Annotated in this window: 19 protein-coding genes, 3 pseudogenes and 1 riboswitch; of the genes and pseudogenes, 8 read left to right on the forward strand and 14 right to left on the reverse strand. The window is 57.0% G+C overall.

From position 1 onward, the window contains the following. Positions 1 to 9 precede the first annotated feature (9 nt). From QTO30_RS18085 to QTO30_RS18095, 3 genes and pseudogenes are all read right to left on the reverse strand, one after another. Positions 10 to 312, reverse strand: coding sequence for an urease subunit gamma (locus tag QTO30_RS18085; RefSeq protein WP_340425447.1), 303 nt, complete (start codon positions 310 to 312; stop codon positions 10 to 12). 3 nt (positions 313 to 315) lie between these two features. Beyond that, complete coding sequence (locus tag QTO30_RS18090; protein WP_340425969.1) at positions 316 to 978, reverse strand: urease accessory protein UreD; 663 nt, start codon at positions 976 to 978, stop codon at positions 316 to 318. 420 nt (positions 979 to 1,398) lie between these two features. After that, positions 1,399 to 2,996: pseudogene (locus tag QTO30_RS18095) on the reverse strand (phosphoenolpyruvate carboxykinase). Positions 2,997 to 3,297: 301 nt separating this feature from the next. Here QTO30_RS18095 and QTO30_RS18100 point away from each other — a divergent pair. From QTO30_RS18100 to QTO30_RS18130, 7 genes and pseudogenes are all read left to right on the forward strand, one after another. Next, complete coding sequence (locus tag QTO30_RS18100) at positions 3,298 to 3,999, forward strand: response regulator transcription factor (RefSeq protein WP_008232971.1); 702 nt, start codon at positions 3,298 to 3,300, stop codon at positions 3,997 to 3,999. Positions 4,000 to 4,002: 3 nt separating this feature from the next. Next, positions 4,003 to 5,739, forward strand: a complete 1,737-nt coding sequence (locus tag QTO30_RS18105; protein WP_340425448.1) for a sensor histidine kinase — start codon at positions 4,003 to 4,005, stop codon at positions 5,737 to 5,739. 2 nt (positions 5,740 to 5,741) lie between these two features. Then, positions 5,742 to 6,167, forward strand: coding sequence for an HPr kinase/phosphorylase (locus QTO30_RS18110; RefSeq protein ID WP_340425449.1), 426 nt, complete (start codon positions 5,742 to 5,744; stop codon positions 6,165 to 6,167). Continuing rightward, positions 6,164 to 7,080, forward strand: a pseudogene (gene rapZ / locus QTO30_RS18115) (RNase adapter RapZ). Before QTO30_RS18110 ends, rapZ begins: the two are co-directional and overlap by 4 nt. Beyond that, entirely contained in the window at positions 7,077 to 7,472 is a 396-nt protein-coding gene (locus tag QTO30_RS18120) for a PTS sugar transporter subunit IIA (RefSeq protein ID WP_340425450.1), read from the forward strand. The pseudogene rapZ and the gene QTO30_RS18120 overlap by 4 nt, the downstream one beginning before the upstream one ends. Next, a complete protein-coding gene (locus tag QTO30_RS18125; protein WP_340425451.1) occupies positions 7,469 to 7,738 on the forward strand; it encodes an HPr family phosphocarrier protein in 270 nt (89 codons plus the stop codon). Before QTO30_RS18120 ends, QTO30_RS18125 begins: the two co-directional genes overlap by 4 nt. 69 nt (positions 7,739 to 7,807) lie before the next feature. Then, positions 7,808 to 8,647 (forward strand): lysophospholipid acyltransferase family protein, encoded by an 840-nt coding sequence (locus QTO30_RS18130; RefSeq protein WP_340425970.1) that lies wholly within the window; start codon positions 7,808 to 7,810, stop codon positions 8,645 to 8,647. Positions 8,648 to 8,812: 165 nt separating this feature from the next. On the opposite strand, the gene QTO30_RS18135 is transcribed toward QTO30_RS18130, so the two are convergent. From QTO30_RS18135 to QTO30_RS18185, 11 genes and pseudogenes are all read right to left on the reverse strand, one after another. Beyond that, entirely contained in the window at positions 8,813 to 9,583 is a 771-nt protein-coding gene (locus tag QTO30_RS18135) for an ABC transporter permease (RefSeq protein WP_340425452.1), read from the reverse strand. After that, entirely contained in the window at positions 9,580 to 10,308 is a 729-nt protein-coding gene (locus QTO30_RS18140) for an ABC transporter ATP-binding protein (protein ID WP_340425453.1), read from the reverse strand. Before QTO30_RS18140 ends, QTO30_RS18135 begins: the two co-directional genes overlap by 4 nt. After that, complete coding sequence (tenA, locus tag QTO30_RS18145) at positions 10,305 to 10,979, reverse strand: thiaminase II (protein ID WP_340425454.1); 675 nt, start codon at positions 10,977 to 10,979, stop codon at positions 10,305 to 10,307. The genes QTO30_RS18140 and tenA overlap by 4 nt, the downstream gene beginning before the upstream one ends. Then, positions 10,976 to 11,911, reverse strand: coding sequence for an ABC transporter substrate-binding protein (locus QTO30_RS18150; protein ID WP_340425455.1), 936 nt, complete (start codon positions 11,909 to 11,911; stop codon positions 10,976 to 10,978). The genes tenA and QTO30_RS18150 overlap by 4 nt, the downstream gene beginning before the upstream one ends. 13 nt (positions 11,912 to 11,924) lie before the next feature. Continuing rightward, complete coding sequence (locus QTO30_RS18155) at positions 11,925 to 12,881, reverse strand: HesA/MoeB/ThiF family protein (RefSeq protein ID WP_340425456.1); 957 nt, start codon at positions 12,879 to 12,881, stop codon at positions 11,925 to 11,927. After that, positions 12,878 to 13,474: a thiamine phosphate synthase gene (locus QTO30_RS18160; protein ID WP_340425457.1), complete on the reverse strand. Its 597-nt coding sequence runs from the start codon at positions 13,472 to 13,474 to the stop codon at positions 12,878 to 12,880. Before QTO30_RS18160 ends, QTO30_RS18155 begins: the two co-directional genes overlap by 4 nt. Further along, the gene (locus QTO30_RS18165) at positions 13,471 to 14,241 is read right to left on the reverse strand and encodes a thiazole synthase (RefSeq protein ID WP_340425458.1); all 771 of its coding nucleotides are present in this window, start codon (positions 14,239 to 14,241) and stop codon (positions 13,471 to 13,473) included. The genes QTO30_RS18160 and QTO30_RS18165 overlap by 4 nt, the downstream gene beginning before the upstream one ends. A 2-nt stretch (positions 14,242 to 14,243) precedes the next feature. Then, positions 14,244 to 14,438 (reverse strand): sulfur carrier protein ThiS, encoded by a 195-nt coding sequence (gene thiS, locus QTO30_RS18170; RefSeq protein WP_340425459.1) that lies wholly within the window; start codon positions 14,436 to 14,438, stop codon positions 14,244 to 14,246. Continuing rightward, positions 14,422 to 15,395, reverse strand: a pseudogene (locus QTO30_RS18175) (FAD-dependent oxidoreductase). Before QTO30_RS18175 ends, thiS begins: the two are co-directional and overlap by 17 nt. Next, positions 15,392 to 16,207, reverse strand: coding sequence for a bifunctional hydroxymethylpyrimidine kinase/phosphomethylpyrimidine kinase (thiD, locus tag QTO30_RS18180; RefSeq protein ID WP_340425460.1), 816 nt, complete (start codon positions 16,205 to 16,207; stop codon positions 15,392 to 15,394). Before thiD ends, QTO30_RS18175 begins: the two are co-directional and overlap by 4 nt. Positions 16,208 to 16,249: 42 nt before the next feature. Continuing rightward, positions 16,250 to 16,354, reverse strand: a riboswitch (TPP riboswitch). A 244-nt stretch (positions 16,355 to 16,598) separates the two neighbouring features. Then, positions 16,599 to 17,474 (reverse strand): 3-hydroxybutyryl-CoA dehydrogenase, encoded by an 876-nt coding sequence (locus QTO30_RS18185; protein ID WP_340425461.1) that lies wholly within the window; start codon positions 17,472 to 17,474, stop codon positions 16,599 to 16,601. 159 nt (positions 17,475 to 17,633) lie between these two features. On the opposite strand from QTO30_RS18185, the gene QTO30_RS18190 reads away from it, so the two are divergent. Further along, complete coding sequence (locus tag QTO30_RS18190; protein ID WP_340425462.1) at positions 17,634 to 18,479, forward strand: DUF6473 family protein; 846 nt, start codon at positions 17,634 to 17,636, stop codon at positions 18,477 to 18,479. Positions 18,480 to 18,488 lie beyond the last annotated feature (9 nt).

Raw genomic sequence — 18,488 nt, forward strand, 5'->3', positions numbered from 1 at the left:
TGACGCCTCCTACCTGATCGGGTTGTGAACGGTGACAAGCTTTGTGCCGTCCGGGAACGTGGCCTCGACCTGCACTTCGTGGACCATCTCGGCGATGCCCTCCATGCATTGATCGCGGGTGATGACATGACCGCCAGCTTCCATCATGTCCGCGACGGAGCGCCCATCGCGCGCCCCTTCAACGACGGCATCGGTGATCAGTGCAATCGCTTCGGGGTGGTTCAGCTTCACGCCACGGGCGAGCCGCTTGCGCGCCACCTCAGCGGCCATAGCGACCAGCAGTTTGTCTTTTTCACGCGGGGTGAGTTGCATGGGTCAAAGCCTCCATGAAATGGGAAGGGAGTTGTTTGTCAGGTGGTCCAGCACCGGGATCAGATCGCGCCGGAGTGCGAAGCTATCGGATGCGAGGTGACGGATAACGAGGACGTCTTCGGCGATTAGGCTTGCGCCTGCTGTGGGCGGTAGCATTTTGCGCAAGATGTTAAGCTCTGAGGCCGCAGAATGGCTGACCCAGACGAGGCTGGCCATTGCATTTGCGCCGTTCGCAATACCGGCGCGCGCTATATGAGCGGCGGCATTTCCGACCAAATCCATCCCGTCAAGATAAAGGGGGCAGCCGTTGCGCATAATTTTGATGCGGTCGTTGAAACGGATATCGTGCAAGGTTTCGGCCATCGCTGTCCGGCCAAAGACGACGGGCTCGACCATTAGGAATTCCGCAGCATCGGCGAGTGTCACCTCCAGCTGGCGTTTTAATGCGCAGTTCTCAAACAGGATCAACTCTTGCGGCAGCCAGTGCAGGCGCGCTCCGGATGCCACTGATAACCGTGTGCTGACGTGACCAACTTCACCTGCCTGCGCCCGATAAGCGCGTTCTGCGGCTTGTGTCGTGAGGGTCAGCGATGTGCCGCCGTGCGCAGATGCTTGGAGTGTGTACCGGTCACCGCCGGTGATGCCGCCTGCGGTATTGACAATGATCGTTTCGAGTTTTTTTTATGGTTCCGGGGGAAAACAAGTTTGGTTGACCCGGCCTGCCTCAGGTCGCGCAGCTGTGTTCGACCGGTCTGATCACGTGCAACCACAAGCGCACCCTCACCGACAGCACGGGGCTGCGCGGGGCGCGCGCTGATAAAGCTGTCATGCTGCGGCAGGTTAATTGTCGGCTCCAAGTCTTTCGATTGTGCCTACAGTTTGTTCAGATTCGGTATGGAAGGGGCAGAGGCAGCGAGCCGATCCGCAGATCGGCTCTCAATTTGCGCAAAAAGCATGCAGAATGTACAGGAAACGCCTTAAAAATGGGCGACGTAGAAACCCCATCTTAAGCTAGATTGTGCTGGTCGCGGCACCATGCGGCGTGGATCGAGAGGTAAGGTGGACCATGATCCGCCTTACACAGTCTTACCCGATTGCGGCTGCTTTGACGTCATCATCAATGAAGGGGACGTATTTTTCAAAGTTATCGCTAAACATTGTCACCAGCTTTTCAGCCTGCGCGTCGTAACCAGCTTTATCCGCCCATGTATCGCGCGGGTTCAGTAACCCGCCATCGACGCCGTCGACCGAGATTGGCACTTCGAAGCCAAAGTGCGCGTCTTTGCGGAAAGTGCTTTCGATCAACGTACCGTCCAGCGCGGCCGATAGCAGCGCGCGTGTCGCCTTGATCGGCATCCGCGATCCGGTGCCGTAAGCGCCGCCGGTCCAGCCGGTGTTTACCAGCCAGCAAGTCGCACCATGGCTTGCGATCTTCGTTCGCAGCAAGTTGCCGTAAACCTCGGGCCTGCGCGGCATGAAGGGCGCGCCAAAGCAGGTGCTGAATGTGGGTTCTGGCTCCGTCACACCCCGCTCAGTGCCTGCTACCTTAGACGTGAAGCCAGAGAGGAAGTGATACATTGCCTGTGCCGGTGTCAGCCGCGCGATGGGGGGAGCACGCCAAAGGCATCACAGGTCAGCATGATAATGTTCTTGGGGTGTCCGCCCAAGGCGCTGTCGGATGCATTTGAGATATAGTTCAGCGGGTAAGCGCAACGCATATTGGCTGTCAGGCTGTCATCGTCGAAATCCAACGCGAGCGTCTCAGGATCAAAGACCATATTCTCGATTACTGTATGTGGCATCGCACAGGTCGCGTAGATTTCCGGCTCGGCCTCAGGATCCAGACCAATGGTCTTTGCATAGCAGCCACCTTCGAAATTGAACGTGCCACGGTCAGACCAACCATGCTCGTCATCACCGATCAACACGCGTGTCGGGTCAGCAGAGAGCGTCGTTTTGCCCGTGCCAGACAAACCGAAGAAGACTGCCGTATCAACGGGATTACCCGGCGCATGGTTGGCAGAGCAGTGCATCGGCATGATGCCCTTTTCAGGCAGCAGGTAATTCAGCAACGTGAAAACCGATTTTTTGTTCTCGCCCGCGTATTCTGTGCCGCCGATCAGGATTAGCTTCTTCTCAAAATTCATTGCGATCACGGTTTCTGAACGACAGCCATGCTTGGCAGGGTCCGCTTTGAATGTTGGGCAGTTAATGACGGTAAAGTCTGGCGAAAAGCTCTCAAGCTCAGATGCCTCCGGGCGACGCAGCATATGGCGGATGAACAGGCCATGCCAGGTCAGCTCTGTCACGACGCGCACGTCCAGTCGGTGAGCAGGGTCGGCGCCACCAAACAGGTCTTGCACGTTGTAGGTGCCGCCTTTCATATGCTCCAGCATATCAGCGTAGAGAACATCGAAATGTGCCGGTTCCATAGGCGGGTTGTTTTCCCACCAAATCGTATCGGCAACATTGTCCGTTTTGACGACAAACTTGTCTTTCGGGGACCGGCCAGTGTGCTTGCCAGTTGAGACCAGGAATGTCCCACCTTTGCCAGTGACACCTTCACCAGCGGCGACGGCAGCATCGTGCAATTCTTTCGCAGAGCGGTTGTAATAGACATAACCCAGCCCTGTGATGCCTTGATCTTCAAGTTTCATCGACGGGTTGACCGTACCTTGGTCCATGGGTTCGCTCCTTTTTGAAGTGGCTGGAATAACCTGCGATGGTCTTCCATAGCACCAAGCTTTCAAAGGCCGATACCCCAGTTTCACATCGTTAGCGCAACCATTTCGATGTTAGCGCAACCAAACATGGTCATGGTTGAAACAGGACTTGGGCGAAATGCACAACTCGGCAAAAGTAACCCGATTGTGGCAAATGTATGACCATGATCGACTTAACGGTTGATTCGCTTGTTCAAAACGGTGAAAAGTCTACAGCAGCGCCTTTAAGAGCGCCGAGCATATTTAACGAAGGGTTTCCACGATGTCGCGAATTGCACTTGTAGATGATGACAGGAACATCCTCACGTCTGTTTCTATGACCCTTGAAGCAGAAGGCTTTGAGGTTGAAACCTATAATGACGGGTTGTCGGCGCTTGAGGCTTTTAACAAACGCATGCCTGACATGGCTGTTCTGGACATCAAAATGCCCCGAATGGACGGAATGGATTTGTTGCAACGCCTGCGACAAAAGACGTCCATGCCAGTTATTTTCCTGACGTCCAAGGATGATGAGATCGACGAAGTCCTGGGTTTGCGCATGGGGGCCGATGATTACGTAAAAAAGCCATTTTCTCAGCGTTTACTGGTTGAACGAATCCGGGCGCTCTTGCGCAGACAAGATGCAATTGCCGGGGAAGAGATTGAGGAAACCGAAGACACAAAGGTAATGGTGCGCGGTGAGTTGGTGATGGATCCACTCCGTCACGCGGTTAAGTGGAAAGGGAAAGACGTATCCCTTACGGTAACGGAATTTTTGTTGTTGCAGGCATTGGCCCAGCGACCCGGCTTTGTCAAAAGCCGCGATCAGCTGATGGATGTTGCCTATGATGACCAAGTCTACGTGGACGATCGCACGATCGACAGCCACATCAAACGCCTGCGCAAAAAGATGCGCAACACGGATAACGAGTTCTCTGCGATCGAAACCCTCTATGGCATTGGGTATCGCTACAACGAAGAGTAAGTCATGACGGCAGCGCCGAAAATTGACGTACGTGACCTGAAGTCCGTGCGCGCTGCAGCGCGTACGCCAGATCTTGTTTTGGGTGATGACTGGGTGGATCCCGATCTTGTCACCGAGGATATTGAAGTTGATGAGATTCCCGGTGGCCGCCTGTTTGCGCTGCGCCGCTCCCCGATTGCCCGCAAGATCATCACATTCAATCTGATCGCTTTAATCCTCCTGATCGCGGGCGTGCTTTACCTTAGTCCTTCGCGCGACAGTCTGGCGTTTCAGCGGGCAAATGGTTTGATCAACGAAGCGCAGCTTATTGCGGATGTGTTTGAGGGGCAGCTGCCTTCTGTCGCACCTGTCAATCTGGTCACTGCTGATGGGATCAACCCAACAGCGACCCTTGAAGGTTTGAACTTACGCGGCGGCGTTGAGGTATCGGTCTTTGCCCCCGATACAACCTTGGTGGCCCGTGCGACGGGTAGTTTGAGCGACGCCCAGATCGCAGACCTTGAAGAACAGACCGGCGGCACCTTCGTTCTGGATTTTCTTGTCTCGCTTTGGGACGGCATGGTCAGCATGGGGTCGTTTGGCGAAGAACCAATCGACCAGGAACAAGCCTTCATTCAGCTGTCGCAGGAAAACGTTAAGTTGGCGATTGAGAATGGCACGCAGTTGGAAGCCTCGGACATTGGCGGTGACACCAGTTTTATCGTCACCACCCCGATTATGCGTAATGGCGTGGCTGTTGGTGTGATCGCAGTGACAACGGCCGCAGGTGAAGTTGATAGCCTGGTCAGTCGTGAACGCGAACAGTTCTTGCGCCTGTTCTTTGTCGGCGTGCTGGTCAGTATTGGTCTGAGCCTTGTTCTGGCCTCGACCATTGCCAATCCGCTGGCCCAACTGGCGACTGCCGCTGAAGCGAGCCAGGAAAAGAACGCGCGTAAGATGTCACCGGGCCGCGTTCGGATACCTGATCTGAGTGGACGCCCTGATGAAATCGGTCGTCTGTCTGCCGCCTTGCGTAGCATGGTTTCGGCCCTTTATGAGCGGATCGAAGGCAATGAACAGTTCGCCGCCGATGTGGCGCATGAGATCAAAAATCCGCTGGCGTCTCTTCGGTCAGCCGTGGGGACCATGCGTGTTGCCACCCGTGACGATCAGCGTGAACGCCTGCTTGAGGTAATTGAGCACGATGTGAAACGTCTTGACCGATTGGTTAGCGATATCTCGAATGCGTCGCGTCTGGACAGTGAACTGGTCAAAGAGGAAGAAGAGACTTTTGACCTGATCAAGATGCTGGGCAACATTGCAGAATTCTTGGGCAAGGACGCCAAACTGCGCGGTGTTGATTTCGTGGCCGACCTGCCCGAGGGCGAGATTGCCGTTCAGGGTTTGGAGGGGCGTATGGCGCAGGTCTTTGTCAATCTGATCACCAACGCGATTTCCTTCTGTGACAAAGGTGACGCCATTCGCGTCTGGGCGCGAACACGTCAGAACCGTGTGCTGATTGTGGTTGAAGACACTGGCCCCGGCATCCCTGATGATGCGCTAACCAAGATTTTCCAACGTTTCTATTCCGAACGGCCAGAGGGCCAGTTTGGCAATAACTCGGGCCTTGGTCTGGCAATTTCCAAACAGATTGTGGAAGCGCACGCTGGCGCAATCTGGGCCGAGAACATTCGCCCGACCGATGCTGATCCGACATCCGAGCCTCTGGGCGCCCGCTTCGTTGTTGGCCTCCCAATTTAGGGATGGCGACGCCGGACACTCTGCATGCATCCTGTGTCGCGTGGAATGACAGGGCAGTTTTGATCATGGGTGCTGCTGGTGCTGGCAAATCAGCATTGGCGCTATCGTTGATGGCGCTGGGGTGTCGCTTGGTCGCGGATGACATTGTGCAACTCTCGGTCAACGCGGGCACCATGATTGCAACGTGTCACCCGAACATCCAAGGTTTGATTGAGGCGCGCGGCGTTGGCATTTTGAATGCGACCACGCGACCAAAGGCCCAAGTTGTGCTTGCTGTCGATCTGGACCGTTGCACCGTGGAACGATTGCCACAACCACGCGTCTTCACGCATTTGGGATGCGATCTGCCCTTGATCTACAGAGTTGATGCACCACACTTTGCACCGGCGATCTTGCAAATCCTCAAATCTGGTTGGAGTGACAGATGACCAAAACAGGTCAGGACCTGATGAATACCGCACCCGAAGTGGTGCTGGTGACGGGTCCCTCTGGTGCAGGTCGGTCCACCGCGATTAATGCGCTTGAGGATCTGGGATATGAGGTGATCGACAACCTTCCGCTGTCCCTTCTGCCGCGTTTGTTGGAAGGCCCACCACCCGCGCGCCCCTTGGCGCTGGGCGTTGATGTGCGCAATCGTGATTTCAGCACCGCGGCCCTGATCGATACGATTGATCGCTTGACCGGGAAGGGCAAACTGACCGCGCAAGTTTTGTACATGGACGCAGCCGAGGAAGAGCTGGTGCGCAGATATTCCGAGACCCGGCGCAGGCATCCACTCGCACCCGCCGGGTCACCGCTCGAAGGTATCGCGGCAGAGCGGGAACTGCTGATCCCGGTGCGCGCGCGCGCTGATGTGCTGATTGATACGACGGGGTTGTCACCCCATGATGCAAAGGCCGAAGTGGAACAATGGTTCGGGACGGGTGAGGGGCGTAAACTGGGTGTGACGCTACATTCGTTTTCTTACAAGCGGGGTCTGCCCCGTGGCATGGATATCGTCATGGACTGCCGTTTTCTGCAAAATCCCCATTGGGTCGAAGGATTGCGCAAACTTGATGGGCGTGATGCAAAGGTTGCCGCATATGTTGCCGCCGACCCTCGTTTTGCGGCCTTCTTTGAAAAAGTCAAAGGGCTGGCTGATTTGCTGCTGCTTAGGCGCACCGCGATGAAGGCAAGGCGCATCTGTCTATCGGTTTTGGCTGTACAGGGGGCAAACATCGTTCTGTCGCAATGATCGAGAAGCTTGCAGAAGCCCTTGCACAAGACGGGTGGCATGTATCTAAACGACACCGGGAGTTAGAGCGGCACGCCGCTGAGGGAAGCAAGGAAAAAGCGGTTTGATCGGGATTGTTATCGTCGCGCATGGTGGGTTGGCGCAAGAGTATCACGCGGCCGTCGAACATGTCGTTGGGCCGCAGCCGGGCATGGTCAGTATCGCGATAGGTGCTGAAGACGACCGCGCCACTAAACAAAATGAAATCTGTGATGCAGCCGATGGTGTTGATACCGGTGATGGTGTCGTGATTGTCACAGATATGTTTGGTGGGTCGCCTACAAATCTGTCACTGCGGGCCTGTAGCCCCGAAAATCGACGGATCCTCTACGGGGCAAACCTGCCTATGCTGATCAAACTAGCCAAGTCGCGTAACGCCACCGTGCCTGATGCGGTCGAAGCCGCGATAGCGGCGGCGCATAAGTACATCAATAGCCACAACGGCGGGTTACCTCAATGACCCAGATGCGTCTTGAGATCCAGAACATCAAAGGGCTACACGCGCGCGCCTCGGCCAAGATGGTTGAGGTGGTCGAAAGCTTTGATGCCGACGCAATCGTGCGTAAAGACGGAGAGAGCACAGGCGGTGACAGCATCATGGGCCTTTTAATGTTGGCAGCTTCTATAGGAACCTTTATTGAAGTTGAGACACGCGGACCTCAGGCAAATGAGCTGGCGGCGGCGATTGAGAACCTTGTTGCGGACAAATTTGGTGAAGGCGACTGACTGAGATATGGATGGGATAGGACACGCATTTTGACCGACACGGCCCCCAAAGCCTCTGCACGACCCGTCATGTCTGATGTACCGCCCCGCGTCTATGACCGCAGTGCGCTCACCTATTCAGAGACGTTTGACAGCCCGCTCAAACGCACGGTTATCAAAACGATCGAGTGGTTTACGGGCAAGATTCACATCATTCGCATGATCCGAAAGTTTGAGAAGCGGGGCAAACTTCACGGGCAGGCATTCTGGCGCGGTGCGCTGGATGTGATGGGCATCGACGTGATCACCCCGCAGGAACAGCTTGAGCGTATCCCCAAAACCGGCCCTGTGGTGGTTGTCGCCAACCACCCGCATGGTTTGGTTGATGGCATGGTTTTTGCGGATCTGATCGGGCGTGTGCGGACAGACTACCGTATTCTGACACGTGCCTTTCTAACCGATATTGACGAAGATGCGGGCCGTTTCCTGATCCCTGTGCCATTCCCGCACGAGGAAGGCGCGCAAGCCAAGATGGTCGAAATGCGCAAGCAAGCCATGGCCCATCTGAGCGAAGGAGGTGTGATTGCCGTTTTTCCGTCTGGCGTTGTCGCCTCTTCGAACTCCATGTTCGGACCGATGGTAGAGGATGAATGGAACCTTTTTACCGCTAAGATGATCCGCATGTCCGGTGCCCGCGTTGTCCCGCTGTTCTTTCCGGGCGCAAATTCACGCTGGTACCAGATGGCCAACCAAATCTCGCCGACATTGCGCCAAAGCCTGTTGATCCACGAGATCGTAAACGCTTGCGGGAGACCGCAGAAGCCCGTCGTCGGTCATCCTTTTGATGAAGATGAAGTGAAAGAGCGTTTGAAAGATCAACGTGCCTGCATGGACTGGATGCGCGAAGAGACGCTGAAGTTGAAAGAGTAGACGAGAGGTCGATTGCCCGTTGTGTGGCGCAAAGCGATCTTTTGCACCGGCTGCTATTGCTCGCGCAGCATCTGGTTGCATATTCGGCACATTTTCGTTGCAGCTTGGCTCGCGGCGTCGGTGTTGAGAACGGCCTGCAGCCAAACGCGCTCGCACGAAAGCCGATCATAATTTGCGTGACAGAACGCGCGTTTCCGGGGCATTTGTCCTTTCTAGCAAGAGCCGACGGGTGAGCCACACGACCAAAAGGTGCAATAACACGGCAAATACGCCCAACGTCAACATTGCAGCAAACATGAGGTCGGTTTTGGCACGCCCGTTCGCGAGCAGCATAAGATAGCCAAGTCCGCGCGACGAACCGACCCATTCCCCAATCACGGCGCCGATGGGGGCGTAGACTGCGGCCAAACGCAGACCGGAAGCCAAAGATGGCAAGGCGGCAGGAATGCGGATGTGCCACAGAACCCGCGCGGGGCTGGCCTGCATGGTGCGTGCCAGGTCCAGATATCCCTGCGGCGTGCGCATCAACCCGTCAAAAAAGGCGGAAGTGACGGGGAAATAGATGATCAACACGGCCATGAAGACCTTGGACCAAAGTCCGAACCCAAGCCAAAGCGTCAGTATCGGGGCCAGTGCAAAGACCGGCAGGGCCTGAGTAAAGATCAGGATTGGCTGTATCAGCACCCGTGCCGTGCGTGATGATGCCAGATGCAACGCTGTCGCAATGCCGAGCGCGGCTCCGATTGCTAGGCCGATGACCACTTCGAGTGCGGTGATCAGTGTGTGTTCGGCGATCAGCGCACGGTTCGTCCACCACGTTTCCGCCACCATCACGGGACCAGGAAGGATGAACTTTGGTAGGCCCGTCAAGGTGACGATCACTTGCCAGACTGCCACCGCGAACAGCATGGCCAGAAGCGCCGGGAAGACCTTCATTGAGCGCCCTCACGCAAGAGAGAGAGCAAAGCCGCCTGACACTCTAGCGTTTCCAGATCGTCGATTGGGCGCGGAATAGCAGATGAGGGGTGTGGGAAGTGCCGTATCCCAGAGGGGGTCAGCACGAGGATCGACTGCCCCAAGCGCGCAGCCTCTGACGGATCGTGGGTCACGATCAGAACGGTCTTGTCACGCAGCACGTCCACTGCGAGCTCTTGCATGGCCGCGCGGGTCTGGGCGTCAAGCGCTGAGAAAGGCTCGTCCAGTAAAATGACGGGTTTGTCTTCCATCAGGGTCCGGGCCAGCGCGACCCGCTGGCGTTGCCCTCCCGACAGGCCGGCGGGCTTCTTGTCTGCGTGATCAGCAAGCCCGACCTGTGACAAGATACGGGTCAGACGTTCGGTATCGGCCGTTTCCCCGCGCAGTTGGGCGCCCAGTTGTACGTTCTGACGGACGCTCGCCCACGGCAGCAGCAAGTCGTCCTGAGCCATATAGGCGACCCGTGCCGCCACCGGCTTTGCGTCACTTGCGGTGACCATCCCCTCGAAATCAGCGCCGGTGGCAAGCCCAGATATCAGACGCAAAAGGGTGGATTTCCCAACGCCGGAACCACCCAGGAGGCATGTCCACTCTCCGGCACGAAGCGCCAGCGTCAAGGACGCAAATAGAGCCACGCCGTTAATAGACGCGTGCCCTTGCAGCGTGACGTCGGGGGCTTGCGTCAAGGGGTCAAACCCATCTGCCAGAAGCTGACTTCGAGTTCGGTCGCTGTGCGGAACGTTTGGCAAAGGCGTTCCCAACGCGGGGAGGTCTGAAAATCATGGCCCAGACGGCGGGTGATGGCTTTGTCCAACATCTCACCGACCGCCTGACATGCCCCCTGATAGTCTTCACCCGCATAGGTGTCGATCCAGTCCGCATACGTGTCTGACTCTTTCTCCGCAGCCAGCCGGGCGCCGATCTCCCCATAGCCCATTACACAAGGGGCCAGTGCGGCCAACAGATCCAGCAGATCACCGCTATAGCCCGCCTCAAGAACAAAGCGGGTATAGGCAAGGTTCTCGGCGCGTTCTTTCGTGGCGAACAGATCCTCTTGAGAAACACCGGCCGCTTCGCAGATGCCGATATGCAACTGCATTTCTTCGGCCACCAGCGCGTTGACCGTGCCGACCGCGGTTAGCATTTCGGCATGGGTCTCCGATTTTACGACGGCCAGCGCCCAAGCGCGGGCGAAGTGGATAAGGAACACATAATCCTGTCGCAGGTAGTGCAGAAAAGCGTCGTGAGGTAAGGTGCCGTCCTTCAGACCTTCGACAAAGGCATGGCGGGTGTAGTCCCGCCATGCATCGCCCGCATGATCGCGCAGTCTTGCGAAAGCGTCGCCATAGCTGTTCATTGCGCGGTCACGTCAATGGCAATGGCGTCGACCGGGTTGGCGGATGCGATCATGCCGCTTTCGACGAGAAAGTCTTCGAAGCGGGCGTAGCGGCCCGCATCTAGCGCCGCCGGTCGCAGGGCAAAGCGTGGCAGCGTGTCGACCCAGGCGCGTGCGTTCAGCTCGTCCTGCAGCTCGGCGGACGTGCCCGAGAATATCTCCCAACTCGCCTCGGGGTTGTTCACGATGTATTGCGTGGCCAATTCAGTTGCCGTCAGAAAACGCGCGATCATATCGGTGTCCATTCGGTCTGGATTGGCCACGTAGATCAGTTCGTCGTATGAGGGCACCCCCTCTTCTTCGAGGTAGAAGCAGCGGCCCGGTACACCTTCGATATCCATCTGGTTTAGCTCGAAATTGCGGAATGCGCCAATCACCGCATCGACCTGACCTGACATCAACGAAGGCGAGAGGGAGAAGTTCACATTCACCAGTTCAATCTCCTCTAGGCTGACGCCATGAGTGCCTAGAACAGCGCTCAGCACAGCCTCTTCAACACCGGCGACGGAAAAACCCACAGTACGCCCGCGCAGATCAGCAGGGGTTTCGATTGGCCCATCGGCCAGAACCAGAAGACAGCTAAGGGGCGTCGCGACAAGCGTCCCGACGCGTACAAGGGGCAGTCCCTCTTGAACTTGCAGATGCAGATTTGGTTGATAGGAAATCGCGAGGTCCGCCTGGCCAGCCGCCACAAGGCGCGGCGGTGCGGAGGGATCGGCGGGCGGAATGATCTCAACCTCAAGCCCTTGGTCAGCGAAATAGCCAAGCTCTTCGGCGACAATCAGGGGGCCGTGATCGGGGTTGATGAACCAATCCAGCAGAACGGTCATTTGATCTTGCGCCATAGCAGGCGATGCGGTCAGCAAAGCGGCTGCGGTGAGAATGTGTTTCATAAGCCTTGTTCCTTTATGAGGTCGCGGCCGCAACGAGGACGATCTCACCGGGCCAGGTCTGTTGAAGGGTTTCCGCCGCGCGCCAGGCCCGCAGACCGGTTGCGCAGCAAAGGGCGACGCGCGGGGCGCGAATTTCGGCAATTTGACTTGGATCGAGGCGCTGCGCTGCCGTGTGGATTGGGATTGGGGCTTCATCTTTGTTGCGCAATTCAACGATCAGGTCATCGGCGTTCAGTTGTGAAGGGGCAAGGAAAGGGAAGGCGATGTCAGGCTCAGGTGCGGTATCGAAACGAAAGCCCGAGGTGGCGACGCTGCGCGCGTCATAGTTCACCAGCTGGCCCAAAGGAGACGGCGTGAACCCGAGTAGCACGTTGAGCGCCATTTGGGCCTGCATCGCGCCCATGATGCCGACAACGGGACCCAGAACCCCTGCGGTGGCGCAGCTTGCGCCGCTGTCCGGTGCTTGTGGGAAAACCGCGCGCAGTGAGGGCGCTCCACCACAGAAGCCACCCACATAGCCGCTCAATCCAAGCACCGCAGCGCTGATCAGTGGTTTGCCCTTGGCAAGACAGAGGTCACTGAGGATGTAACTGACGGCGTAGCTATCGGCGCAATCCAGAACCAGATCGGCTTGTTGCACAAGGTCAGGTGCATTTGTCGGGGTCAGGTTTTGCACCGCCGTGTCGACCGCAATCTCGGAATTGATGTCTGTGCAGCGCATTGCAGCAATTTCGGCCTTTGGTCGGCCGCAACCGGCTTCGGTAAACAGGGTCTGCCGGTGCAGGTTTGACAGCGACACCGTATCCCCATCGACAAGCATGATATGACCCACACCGGCCCCTGCCAAAAGCGGGAGCGCAGGGGCCGCCAAACCGCCAGCGCCGATGACGAGCACACGCGCTGTCGCCAGGCGCCGCTGCCCTTGCACGTTTACTTCCGGCAGAATTATTTGGCGTGCGTAACGGTTCATCGTGTGGCCTTGATCCATGCGCGTACGCGCGCTTCGGGGTCGGCGTTCAAAGTGATGTCCGTCACGACCGAGATGATGTTGGCACCGGCCTCAAACACCCCCGCCGCGCGCTCCACCGACATGCCACCGATGCCCACGAGCGGTGTTCCGCCCAGCCGTGCTTTCCATTCGGTGACTTTGGGCAGTCCCTGCCTGTGCCACTTCATCTTCTTGAGAATCGTTGGGTAAACAGGACCAAGCGCCACATAGTCAGGTGCCATGCCAAGCACCCGTTCCAATTCGTCAGTGTCATGGGTAGACACGCCCAGCTTCAGCCCCGCCTTCCGGATGGCGGGCAAATCGGCTTCGTCCAGGTCTTCCTGACCCAGATGAACCCACTCACAGCCCAGATCGAGCGCCGCTTGCCAATGGTCGTTCACGACCAGCACTGCACCGTATTGCTGGCAGAGGTCGCGCGAGACCGCGATTTCGCGCTGCACGTCCTCATCCGCCTGATCTTTGATGCGCAGTTGTACCAGTTTCACGCCCAAGGGCAGCATCCGCCGCAGCCAGTCGGATCGATCAAAGATCGGGTAAAAACGGTCCAGTGTCATGACAGGAAAGCCTTGCCGATCACGGGGGTGGAGGCTTCGGCCATATCGCGCGCCTCAATCGGCTCAGCCCCATAGGCCAATTGCCCCGCCTCAACCGCGCGCATCATCGCGCGGGCCATCGCCACCGGATCGCCTGCGCGGGCAACGGCTGTATTGAGCAGCACGGCGTCATATCCAAGTTCCATCGCATGTGCGGCGTGGCTTGGCAGCCCGATCCCCGCGTCAACGACCAGAGGCACATCCGGAAACTCTGCCCGCATGGCCCTTAAAGCATATGCGTTGCTCAGCCCGCGACCCGAGCCAATCGGCGCGCCCCATGGCATCAACACCTCGCAACCTGCGCTTTGCAAACGTTCAGCAACGATCAAATCCTCGGTCGTGTAGGGAAACACCTGAAAACCCTCATCCGACAAAATGCGGGCAGCCTCGACCAATTGGAACACATCCGGTTGCAAGCTGTCGGTGTGGCCGATCAGTTCCAGCTTGATCCAGGTGGTAGCGAACACCTCGCGCGCCATATGGGCCGTGGTAACCGCTTCCTTTACCGTGTGGCAGCCAGCGGTGTTGGGCAGCACATGCACACCAAGGTCCTGGATCATCTGCCAAAACACCTGCCCGTGGCCACCTGCGCCTTCCCGGCGCAAGGACACCGTGGCCACCCCCGCTGCGCTTTCGTGAAACGCCTGTGCGAGGATCGCAGGGCTTGGGTATTGTGCTGTCCCCAACATAAGAGGGTTGGGCAGCTTAGTGCCGTAAAACTCTTTCACCCTCATCCCCCCTGCATTGGCGCGACGACTTCGACGCGGTCCCCGTCGCTCAGTTCAACACCCGCGCGAAGGCTTGCGGGCACGAACTCTTCGTTGACGGCCGTAGCAACGCGACCGGAAAAGCCGCATTCTGCAAGAAGGTCCGGAAGAGTCTCCGCTGCGACCTCGCACCCTGTTCCGTTAAGCGTAATCTTCATCGACCATCTCCGAATGCGTGTTGTTCAGCGCCAGATCTGCCACACCATGTGCCAAAGCAGGCGCAAGCAGATAACCGTGGCGATAGAGTCCGTTGGCATAGATCGTGTCACCACGCCTGCGAATGCGCGGCAGGTTGTCCGGGAAGGCGGGGCGCAGATCGACGCCGATTTCCAGCACCTCCGCCTCTCCGAAAGCAGGATTCAGCGCATAGGCGGCGCTGAGCAATTCCAGCATCGAGCGTGCGGTTATACGGCTGCGGTCCTCGCTTTCGATCATCGTTGCGCCCAGCATGTAGATTCCATCCCCGCGCGGCACGATGTAAAGTGGTATCCTTGGATGCAGCAACCGCACTGGGCGGGTCAGGTTTACATCGCGGCACCGGATCACCAGCATCTCTCCCTTGACGCCGCGCAAATCGGACAGAGCGCTTCGTGCTTGTAAACCTCTGCAATCAATAATTTTTTTAGACCATCGGGCGCATATTTGTTGTGAAACACCACGCCTTTTTCCTCCAAAGAAGTATAAAGAGCCTGCAAGGCTTTGCGTGGGTCAAGATGGGCTTCCGCCTGAAAGAACAGCCCCTTTGTGAAGCCGGACAAATCAGGTTCAAGTTCTGCAATATCGCCATCGACCTCCACAAAACCTTCGGTGCGGCGCGCAAAGCGGCGCAAATCCGGCAGATCACGGCGCGCGGCGACCACCAAGGTGCCAAGCCTTTGGACATCGGTCTTGTCCGCCCACCACTCAATGGCCATCTGGCCGAGACGCAACACCGGCTCTTCGGCGTTTTCAAATTCGCACCAAGGCGCCAACATCCCGCCCGCCCACCAGGAACAGGCGTGAGGGCCTGGAGGGCCCGCCGTATCAAAAACCTGAACCCGCGCCCCGCGCGAGACCAATTCGGTCGCGATGGCGAGCCCCGCAACACCGGCCCCTATGATCGACCAGAGGCTCATGCTTTGCCTGAAGCGGGCCAGAACTGATGGAAGTGATGCACGGGGCCATGACCGGAACCGATGTTCAACGCATCTGCATCAGCAATCGCCGCTTGCAGGTAACTATGGGCCTCTCGCACCGCAAGTTCCAGAGGAAGACCCTTGGCCAACCCCGCCGCGATTGAGGAGGATAAGGTGCATCCCGTCCCGTGCGTGTTAGCTGTCTTGCAGCGCGGTGCACAAAGCTCGGCAAGCACCTGATCCCCAGACACCAGAATGTCATGGCAGATTTCGCCATCCGCATGTCCGCCCTTCATCAGGACGGCCTGCGCCCCCAGATCACAGAGCGCCCGGCCTTGCGCGATCATCTCGGTGCGTCCAACCGCAACAGGTGAGTCCAGCAGGCAAGCCGCTTCGGGCAGGTTCGGCGTCAGCACACGCGCGCGCGGCAATAAGACGTCCCTAAGTGTTGCGACAGCCTCGGCCGCCAAGAGCAAATCGCCTGATTTTGCAATCATCACAGGGTCAAGCACCAATGGGCCGGGATAACCGTCAAGCCCCGCTACAACGCAGTGGATGGTGTCTGGCGTGGTCAGCATACCAATCTTGACGGCTTTGACGTTCAGATCATCCAGCACCGCGTCAATCTGCGCAGTGATCATATCCTGCGGGACGCCGTGGACGGCGGTGACAGCTTTTGTGTTCTGCGCTGTAACAGCGGTGATGACCGAGGCCCCGTAAACCCCGAGTGCTGACATCGCCTTAAGATCTGCCTGAATGCCAGCGCCGCCGCCGCTGTCTGATCCTGCTATCGTCAACGCGATATGCGCCATGGCAACGCTCCATATCAATGGGCATCGCGTACAAAACTGCCTGCTTGCGCAAAGACCGTTCCCTACGCCGGAATTGCCCGGATCAGGTTCGATGGGTTAGCGCATACGCGCCTCTCAGCCTCTGGTGAGGCACCCCAACGGTTCCCGTCCCGATTAGCAATTCAGTGCGAGTAAGTCAAATGCCTGGGCCATGGTGACTTCGGGCCGATATTCCAGCTATCGGACATTGCCGTCTCGGGCTGTCTTTTGGTGTCGATCGAAAATCTATGTTCTCTTCTAAAACAAAAAGACCGTATGAAGACATTCAGAATGTGCGTGAATTTTCGTGCCGCTTGTGTTGGCGGCAAGATAAAATCTTGACCGGGTTGGGCTGAAAGCCGCCCTTTGCATTTTACCGCGTTGGCACCGGCGCATCCCCACGATAGTCGTAGAATCCGCGCTTTGACTTGCGCCCCAACCATCCGGCTTCGACATACTTCGTCAGCAGCGGGCAGGGGCGATACTTCGTATCAGCCAGCCCGTCGTGCAGCACGTTCATGATCGCAAGGCAGGTGTCCAGCCCGATGAAATCAGCCAGTTCCAGCGGCCCCATGGGGTGGTTGGCGCCAAGTTTGAGTGACGTATCAATGGATTGGACCGAGCCGACACCTTCATAAAGCGTATATATTGCTTCGTTGATCATTGGCATCAGGATGCGGTTGACGATAAAGGCCGGGAAATCCTCAGCAGTGGCAGAGGTTTTGCCAAGACGTTCCACAACTGCATGGCAAGCTTTAAACGTGGGCTCATCTGTTGCAATGCCGCGGATCAGTTCGACCAACTGCATGATCGGCACCGGGTTCATAAAGTGGAACCCCATGAATTTTTCAGGACGATCAGTACGGGACGCCAGGCGTGTGATCGAAATTGACGACGTGTTCGACGTCAGAATGGTGTCGGGCTTTAGATGCGGGACCAGATCTTCGAAAATAGCGGTCTTGATGGTCTCACGCTCGGTTGCGGCCTCGATGATCAAGTCGGTTTGGCCCAAATCCGTCAGAGTTTGCGTCGTGCCGATCCGTTTCATCGCTTCGGCTTTTTGAACAGCAGTGATCAGCTCTCTGCTGACCTGCCTGTCAAGATTGCGATCAATCAATGCGACGGCGGCGCTCATGGCCTCTTGACTGATATCGGTCAGCAGAACCTCGTAACCGGCCAACGCAAAGACATGCGCGATGCCGTTGCCCATTTGCCCTGCGCCAACAATACCTACCTGTTCAATTGTCATGATCAATCCTCTGCGGGTTCGCTGCACCATAGGCCCCGGCAGGGGGCGGCTTCAAGGCGACACAATAAGTAAAAATTTCATCAAATGCCCTTATTAGCAAATTCGCAAAGGATTTCTACGAATCTGCCTGTTGGGTGATGAAGAGAAGGGCTGGACACCATGAAGCACGAGAAAATAGAGAACAGCGATCTGTCTTATTCGCCGTGCCGTTACGGGGCCTCTCGAATGTTGTTTCGCGGGCCGCGCAAGCGCCTTGATCTGCCGTACATTGCGTTTGTCGGCGGGACAGAAACCTACGGTAAGTTCATTGAAAAACCTTTCCCGCAATTGGTTGAAAAGGCCATGCGCCAGACCTGCGTCAATTTTGGCTGTGTGAATGGCGGGATTGATGCCTTTGTGAATGACCCAACAATCATGGGCATCTGTTCAGAGGCTGATTTGACCGTCGTACAGGTGATGGGGGCCAATTATCTGTCCAATCGTTTCTACTCTGTCCATCCCCGGCGCAATGATCGCTTCTTGCGGGCCTCGACGGTCTTGCAGGCCATTTATCAAGACGTCGATTTTTCTGAGTATTCCTTTACCCGGCACATGCTGGGCGCATTGCACACCAAGTCGATTGAACGGTTTGACACGGTGGTCGTAGAATTGAGAGAGGCATGGCTGGCGCGGATGCGGAATATGCTGAAGCAGATTGGTGATCGTGTGATTTTGCTGTGGTTTTCAGAAGACCTGATGGCGGACGAACATTGGTCAGAACGGCCCGGCCAGTTACAAGTCGATCCCTTGTTCATCACGGCGTCAATGATCGATGAACTGCGACCCATGGTTAAAGATGTCGTTGTCGCAAACCCGACAGAACGGGCTATTTCGCAAGGGTCTCGCGGCATGTTTTTCCCACCTTCACAGGCCAAAGCGGCATCCGAAATGCTGGGTGTCGATTGCCATGTCGAAGCAAGTGCTGCGTTGGTCCCCAAGATACGCGATCAGCTTTATGCCATATAAAAAGGCCCG

Origin of the sequence: Yoonia sp. GPGPB17 (genome assembly GCF_037892195.1) — a bacterium.
Taxonomy (GTDB): Bacteria; Pseudomonadota; Alphaproteobacteria; order Rhodobacterales; family Rhodobacteraceae; genus Yoonia.

Excerpts from the sequence above, each read along its gene's own strand:
- QTO30_RS18100 (WP_008232971.1), top strand. The coding sequence starts at position 3,298 with ATGTCGCGAATTGCACTTGTAGATGATGACAGGAACATCCTCACGTCT.
- QTO30_RS18160 (WP_340425457.1), bottom strand. The coding sequence starts at position 13,474 with ATGACACTGGACCGTTTTTACCCGATCTTTGATCGATCCGACTGGCTG.
- tenA (WP_340425454.1), bottom strand. The coding sequence starts at position 10,979 with ATGAACAGCTATGGCGACGCTTTCGCAAGACTGCGCGATCATGCGGGC.
- QTO30_RS18110 (WP_340425449.1), top strand. The coding sequence starts at position 5,742 with ATGGCGACGCCGGACACTCTGCATGCATCCTGTGTCGCGTGGAATGAC.
- QTO30_RS18155 (WP_340425456.1), bottom strand. The coding sequence starts at position 12,881 with ATGAACCGTTACGCACGCCAAATAATTCTGCCGGAAGTAAACGTGCAA.
- QTO30_RS18135 (WP_340425452.1), bottom strand. The coding sequence starts at position 9,583 with ATGAAGGTCTTCCCGGCGCTTCTGGCCATGCTGTTCGCGGTGGCAGTC.
- QTO30_RS18125 (WP_340425451.1), top strand. The coding sequence starts at position 7,469 with ATGACCCAGATGCGTCTTGAGATCCAGAACATCAAAGGGCTACACGCG.
- QTO30_RS18150 (WP_340425455.1), bottom strand. The coding sequence starts at position 11,911 with ATGAAACACATTCTCACCGCAGCCGCTTTGCTGACCGCATCGCCTGCT.
- QTO30_RS18105 (WP_340425448.1), top strand. The coding sequence starts at position 4,003 with ATGACGGCAGCGCCGAAAATTGACGTACGTGACCTGAAGTCCGTGCGC.
- QTO30_RS18185 (WP_340425461.1), bottom strand. The coding sequence starts at position 17,474 with ATGACAATTGAACAGGTAGGTATTGTTGGCGCAGGGCAAATGGGCAAC.
- QTO30_RS18085 (WP_340425447.1), bottom strand. The coding sequence starts at position 312 with ATGCAACTCACCCCGCGTGAAAAAGACAAACTGCTGGTCGCTATGGCC.
- QTO30_RS18190 (WP_340425462.1), top strand. The coding sequence starts at position 17,634 with ATGAAGCACGAGAAAATAGAGAACAGCGATCTGTCTTATTCGCCGTGC.
- thiS (WP_340425459.1), bottom strand. The coding sequence starts at position 14,438 with ATGAAGATTACGCTTAACGGAACAGGGTGCGAGGTCGCAGCGGAGACT.
- thiD (WP_340425460.1), bottom strand. The coding sequence starts at position 16,207 with ATGGCGCATATCGCGTTGACGATAGCAGGATCAGACAGCGGCGGCGGC.
- QTO30_RS18130 (WP_340425970.1), top strand. The coding sequence starts at position 7,808 with ATGTCTGATGTACCGCCCCGCGTCTATGACCGCAGTGCGCTCACCTAT.